Source organism: Mycobacterium sp. (genome assembly GCF_032162605.1).
Taxonomy (GTDB): domain Bacteria; phylum Actinomycetota; class Actinomycetes; order Mycobacteriales; family Mycobacteriaceae; genus Mycobacterium.
Map to the genome: position 1 here is coordinate 24,015 of NZ_JAVROT010000387.1, position 6,153 is coordinate 30,167.

Below are 6,153 nucleotides of genomic sequence, written 5' to 3' on the forward strand. Positions count from 1 at the left end.
CGATGACGACGACTCAATTCCCCCCGACCCGAAATCCACATTGGTTCGACCGCAGGCGCTATGGATCCAACGGCGGCGGTGGCAAGGGATCACCCGTGGGAGGCAGGGCATCCGGCGGCGGTGGACCCGCGACGTCGTCGACGGGCACGGGCGACGGCAACACATCGGGTGGCGGCGCGACCTCAGGGCCGGAGCAGGACAGAACGGGTTGTGGCGTCATCGACAGGTAGAACGGATCGCATCCGCTGCCGGAGTCCGCACCCGCCTGGACCGCGAGACCCACCGCGTACCCGCCAACGATGGCGCAGGCGACGGCGATCCTGGCCGCCCTGATCGCCGCGGAAGTCAGGCCCGTGCGCTGCGATTCGGTCATCTCGCAAAGCGTAGTGGGTCGTCTGCGATGACGTTGCGTCGTTGCAGCGCCTACAACGCGCTCAGACGGGCGCATCCGTGGGCTGCGGGGGTGCAGCGGACGTCAGGGCGTTGACGGCGAAGTCGGCGGCCTGGTCGGCCATCCCGTTGTCCGTGTACGAGCTGTGGGCGGCGCGATCCAGGCCCCCGGGGAAGCAGACCGGGTCTCCGGGAGCGCACAACTCGAGGGTTTTCGCCGTGTATGGGTTTCCGATGGTGATCCGTGGTGCGCCGTGGTCGACGAGACCCAGAAACCAGTCGTCCGGTGTTCCGAACAGCACTACGGCTGCGACGTGGTTGGCGATCGCGGGCGGCATCGGCCCGGTGATGCCGTCGGACGCGGTGAATCCGGCGGGGACGGCGTCCAAGGTGGTGTAGCCGGCAACGGCAGCGCCCTGCGAGTAACCACCGAGCACGATCTTGGTGCTCGGGCAGCTCACCGCGATCGCCTCGATCTTGTTGCTGGCGTCGGCGACACCCTCCGCAGCCGCGGCGAAGTCCAACGATGCGGGATAGTTCACCGGGTACACCTCCACGTTCTTGCCCGTCAGTCGCGAGTTGAGCGCATCGACGAACGCCTGCCCGGTTACGCCGACGCCGGGTGCCTCGAACGTTCCGCGTGCGAACACCACCTCGACACCGGGGCAGGCAGGATTCGGGCTCGCCGCCTGCAGACCCGGCGCGGCTGCCGCCAGTCCCGCGGCCTGCGGTCCCATCAACGCCGCGACGGACACGGCGGTGGCGGCGAGCCCGTGAAGCACTCGTGATCGGGACGTGGAGTCGGATCCGGCGATGCTCTTCATAGTCGTTCCTTGTCGTTCCTTCCGGCGAAGCTCTGCTCGGGTGGACCAAGAGTCCCTTGGTTGGCGCCGCCCTACATCGACGCTGGCACCCACCAGTACCGGCGGCGAGCAGGCACGGGCCATACCTGCTAGCCGGAAGAGACGACGAAGCGCGGCTCGGCGAGAGCAGACTCAAACTCAGACCTTCGCGCCGACCGCCAATTGCGAGACGTTCTCACCACCCCGGTGTCACACTCGAATCGACGGGGAGGGCACATCATGAAGTCCAGGGGTACCGCTGTCGTCGACGCCGCGATCGCACCACGGGAGAACGGAGCGCCGCCACCACACGTCGCACTCGAAGACGTCGATCTCGGCAGGCTCGAGTTCTGGGAGCTCGACGACGATCTGCGCGACGGCGCGTTCGCAACGCTGCGCCGAGAGAGTCCACTGTCCTTTCACGACGCCCCCGAATTGGCCGGATTCTCGTCGGGTGCTGGACATTGGGCGCTCACCACGTTCGCGGACGTCCACCACGCCAGCAGGCATCCGGACATCTTCAGTTCGAGCCCGACCAGTACTTCGCTCAACGAGGTCCCACCCGAGATTTCGGAGTTCCTGGGCTCGATGATCACGTTGGACGACCCGCGCCACCTGCGTCTGCGGACCATCGTCAACCGTGCATTCACTCCCAAGGTTCTGGCCCGCATAGAGCAGAGCGTTCGCGACCGGGCTCGACGTCTGGTGGCCGACATGGTGGCCGAGCATCCCGATGGTCGGGCGGACTTCGTGGCCAGTGTCGCGGCGCCGCTGCCGCTGCAGATCATCTGCGACATGATGGGCATCCCAGAATCGGACCACGGCAACGTGTTCCGCTGGACGACTGTGCTCATGGGTGTCGGCGACGACGAGGCATCCGGAGATTTCGACGAATTCGTACACGTCGCAACCGAACTCGCCTCATACGGCATCGAACTGGCCGAAGACCGCAGGGCCCATCCGGGCGACGATCTGACGACCAATCTGGTTACGGCTGAGGTCGATGGAGAGCGCTTGACGTCCAGCGAGATCGCATCGTTCTTCATCCTGCTCACCGCCGCAGGCAATGAGACCACCCGCAACGCCATCAGTCATGGGTTGGTCTCGTTGACCCGCTATCCCGACGAGCGCCGGAAGTGGTGGGCCGACTTCGACGGCGTCGCCACCTCTGCGGTCGAGGAGATCGTGCGGTGGGGATCGCCGATCATCTTCATGCGCCGCACCCTCACTCGAGACATCGAGATGAGGGGAACGCCGATGAAGGCCGGCGACAAGGTGTCGATGTGGTATTGCTCGGCCAATCGCGACGAGGATGTCTTCGCCGACCCGTGGACGTTCGACGTGCTTCGTAACCCCAACCCGCAGATCGGCTTTGGCGCTGGCGGAGCACACTTCTGCCTCGGCGCCAATCTGGCTCGTCGGGAGATCAGGCTGGCCTTCGAAGAACTGCACCGTCATATTCCTGACATAGCGGCCATCGAAGAGCCGGCCATCCTGCGCTCGTCGTTCGTACACGGGATCAAACGTCTGCCGGTGGGCTGGACCCCACCGGGGTTGGGCGGGCGGTAACGCCGGCCCGTAGCCACCCGGGCGCGGCGTTCCTGCGTCACCCGTCGCCGCCGACGGTGGGGAAAGACACACCGGAAGCCGTGACCAATGGGACTCACGCAACCCCTGAGACTCCCGAGACAGCGCCGTCCCGACCCGCCCCAAGCCTGCGCGTCGCGCGATCCACTGTCGCCGCCGTGCCCTATCTTGGACCGTCCGACGTATGACGCAGCCGAGGAGGGAGCCAGGTGGACGACGACGCAGCGATGTCGGCTGCCGACCTGCTCGAGCTCAATCGCGACATCCAGGGCTCACCCGCGATCCGGTTGCTGGCCACGCTCAACATGGGCATGTACGCCACGCTGATGGAACGCCACCTCAGCGGTGGCGTGATCGGAGAAACCGAGCTGGTGGTGCGGCTCGAACGCGACCTCGACGAGCTGGGCCGGCCCGGTGGCGAGCAATCCGGCCTCGCCCTGATCAAGTCGTGGGCCAGCCAGGGCTGGCTGCACCGCGTCGCCGACCAGCGCGCAGGCATCGAACGCAATCTCTGCTACCTGACCCAGGACGCGCGTCGGGCGCTGGACTTCCTGCGCGGCATGCGACGTCAGGACACCATTGCCACCGGCGGCTCCATCAACGGCATCGCCTCGCGCCTGCGGCAGATCGCCCTGCGCGTGGGCAACGACCCCGACCGCATCCGCGCAGGCATCGAGGCCGAGATCGAGGCGCTGCACGCCGAGCTGGACAAACTCGCCACGGGCTTCGAGGACGGCCTCGAGGACTCGTTCGGTATCCAGGCCCAACCCGACGTCGATCTGACCGACACATACGACGAAGCCCGCGCGATCGCCCTGCAGATGGAACGGCTGATCACCGACATCGGCCAGTACGGCACGATGATCGAGCAGGCCACCGCCGCTCTCGACGAACCGATCGACACCAACGTCGAATACCGCGACCGGCAGCGTCAGATGTACGCCGACTATCAGGCCGCCTGGGACTCGGAGGGCCGGGACTCGCATCGCGCCTTCCTGCGCATGATCAACGACCCCGATCAGCGCGCCGAGTTCGAGGCCGACGTCGCCGCGGTCGCCGAGGCGCTGCCCGCACTGGACCCGGCGCTGCGCCGGGTGATGGCCGGGTTCTTCGAACTCGTGGGCCAACAGATCGACGAGGTGGAACGCATCCAGCAGCGGTGCGCGCAGCGGGTCAAGAGATTCACCGCGTTCGGGACGCTGGAACAGAGCCGCGGCGTGGCCCGTCAGCTCAACGAGGCCATCGGCGCCGCCCGCGCCCTGCTGAAGACGTCCCTGACCGACTCACGCCTCGACCTCGAACTCCCCCTCGCGCGACACGCCATCAGCTCGGTCGGCGCCCTGAGCTTCCGGATTGGCGACCTGTCCAACCCGAAGCCCGCCCACATCGCCGACGGCGACGTCGATCTGTCGAGCTTCGCCGCGCTGACGACGCAGGTCGATGCGCCAGCGATGTCCGAGCTGATCAACACGGCAATCGCGGGTGGACCGCTCTCATTGCCAGAGGCAGTGGAGATGCTCTCCACCGATGGACAGGGGGCGTACCTGGGTCACGTCATCGTGCTGTGGTCCTGGGCGCTCAAACAACCTTTCAACGACGACACTGCCGCACAGGGGTACAAGTCGGTCACCGTCCGGTTCCAATCCCTGGACGGACGCGACCGCGAGATGGAGGTCCCGCGCCTGATGTTCACCGAACCGATCTCCAGCCTGCTGGGAGCCGCCTCGTGACGACAGAGCAGTCTGTCGACTACGCAGGATTCTCCGCACTGCCCCAAGTCGATCAAACGGCCCGAAGCCCGCACCAGCGTCGGCCCCGGTTCGACGGCGACGTCAGCGAGCTTCCCGACCGCGCGTGCTGGGCACTGCAGCAGCTGCTGACCCGCCGCTACGTCAGCGCCGAAGCCGACCGCGACCTCTACACCTGGGTGGTGGAGTACCGCGGGCAATTGTCCGTGCGGCTGTCCGAGCTCGATCTGCTGCTGCGCATCGTCGACGGCGCGGAGGTCGCCTTCATAGAGCAGGCCCGCTATGAATCGGCAAGGGGTGCAAAGCTCTTGCGCCGCGAACCGCTCGGCACCTATGACTCGATCCTGGCACTGCACCTGGCCCAGATGATGCGCGCCTCCGGCGACCCGACCGTCCTGATCAACCGCGACGAGGTGCACGGGCTGTTCTCCGGGGTGCTCAACGACGTCGACCGCGACGTCGTCACCTTCACGGCCAGGATCGACGCGGCCATCGCCCGGCTCGTCTCCCTGGAGATCCTGCGCAAGAGTCGCGACGACGAGGACAGCTACACCGTCAGCCCGGTGATCAACGCCGTGATGACGGCTTCGGTGATCACCGAGTTGCAGCAGCAGTTCGAGCTACTGCGGGGCGGTGGCGTCCCACCGGACCAGGACGAACAGGAGGTGGCACTAGATGGCTGAACAATTCCACCTGTCGCGCTTGCAGGTCATCAATTGGGGCGTGTTCGACGGGTATCACACCATCCCGTTCAGTGCGGGCGGAGCACTGATCGCCGGTGCCTCCGGCAGTGGTAAATCCTCACTGCTGGACGCGATTTCGCTCGGGTTCCTGCCGTTCAACCGCCGAAACTTCAACGCCTCCGGTGACAACTCGGCGGCCGGCTCCAGCGCTGGCCGACGTACCGTCGACAAGTACGTGCGCGGCGCCTGGGGTCAATGCAGCGACGCCGGCACCAGCAAGGTCATGTATCTGCGCGGCGACGGCGCCGCGTGGTCAGCGGTGGCCGTCACCTACGCCAGCAACACCGGGCGGACGATCACCGGACTGGTGCTCAAATGGCTCACCGGCGAGTCCCGCTCGGACTCCTCGAGCCGATTCGTCCTCGCCGACGGCGACCGTGACATCGAGGACGTCTGCAATCGGTGGGCATCCGGACGCTTCGACGGCAACGTGTTCAAGAACACCGACTGGCGGTTCTCCACCAAGGTGGAGTCGCAGTACCTCGCCCAGCTGTACGCGAGCATCGGCATCCGCGCCTCCGATGCCGCTCAGCAGCTGCTCGGTAAGGCGAAGTCGCTGAAAAGCGTTGGCGGACTGGAGCAGTTCGTCCGCGAGTTCATGCTCGACGAGCCAAGTAGCCTGACGCGGCTGCCCGACGCACTCAAGCAGATCGACCCGCTGGTCGACGCCCGCGAGCTGCTGGCCGTCGCCCAGCGCAAGCGCAAGATCCTCGGCGACATCGAAGGGATCCAGCAGCGCTACGGTTCCGAGTCATCCGACCTGGGCATCATCGACCTGGTGGATCAGCCGATGGTACGGGCGTACACCGATCACATCCGGCTGTCGCAGTGCCCGACTCAGAT

6 protein-coding genes are annotated in these 6,153 nt (G+C 66.4%); 4 read left to right on the top strand and 2 right to left on the bottom strand.

Features of this window, described 5'->3' with window-relative positions; all coding sequences use genetic code 11:
• Positions 1–58: 58 nt before the first annotated feature.
• Together QOI01_RS22140 and QOI01_RS22145 are read right to left on the bottom strand one after the other, a co-directional pair.
• Positions 59–373 carry a hypothetical protein gene (locus QOI01_RS22140; protein ID WP_526384750.1) on the bottom strand — a complete coding sequence of 105 codons (315 nt, stop codon included), beginning with the start codon at positions 371–373 and terminating at the stop codon, positions 59–61.
• Positions 374–434: 61 nt separating this feature from the next.
• Positions 435–1,214, bottom strand: a complete 780-nt coding sequence (locus tag QOI01_RS22145; protein ID WP_526384752.1) for a cutinase family protein — start codon at positions 1,212–1,214, stop codon at positions 435–437.
• Positions 1,215–1,472: 258 nt separating this feature from the next.
• Here QOI01_RS22145 and QOI01_RS22150 point away from each other — a divergent pair, with 258 nt between their 5' ends.
• The 4 genes from QOI01_RS22150 to QOI01_RS22165 form a co-directional block, all read left to right on the top strand.
• The gene (locus QOI01_RS22150; RefSeq protein ID WP_526384754.1) at positions 1,473–2,801 is read left to right on the top strand and encodes a cytochrome P450; all 1,329 of its coding nucleotides are present in this window, start codon (positions 1,473–1,475) and stop codon (positions 2,799–2,801) included.
• A 245-nt stretch (positions 2,802–3,046) separates the two neighbouring features.
• Complete coding sequence (locus tag QOI01_RS22155) at positions 3,047–4,549, top strand: DUF3375 family protein (protein ID WP_526384760.1); 1,503 nt, start codon at positions 3,047–3,049, stop codon at positions 4,547–4,549.
• Positions 4,546–5,250, top strand: a complete 705-nt coding sequence (locus QOI01_RS22160) for a DUF4194 domain-containing protein (RefSeq protein ID WP_526384756.1) — start codon at positions 4,546–4,548, stop codon at positions 5,248–5,250. Before QOI01_RS22155 ends, QOI01_RS22160 begins: the two co-directional genes overlap by 4 nt.
• The coding region (locus QOI01_RS22165; protein ID WP_526384758.1) for an ATP-binding protein at positions 5,243–6,153 on the top strand (911 nt) is incomplete at its 3' end. The genes QOI01_RS22160 and QOI01_RS22165, both read left to right, overlap by 8 nt.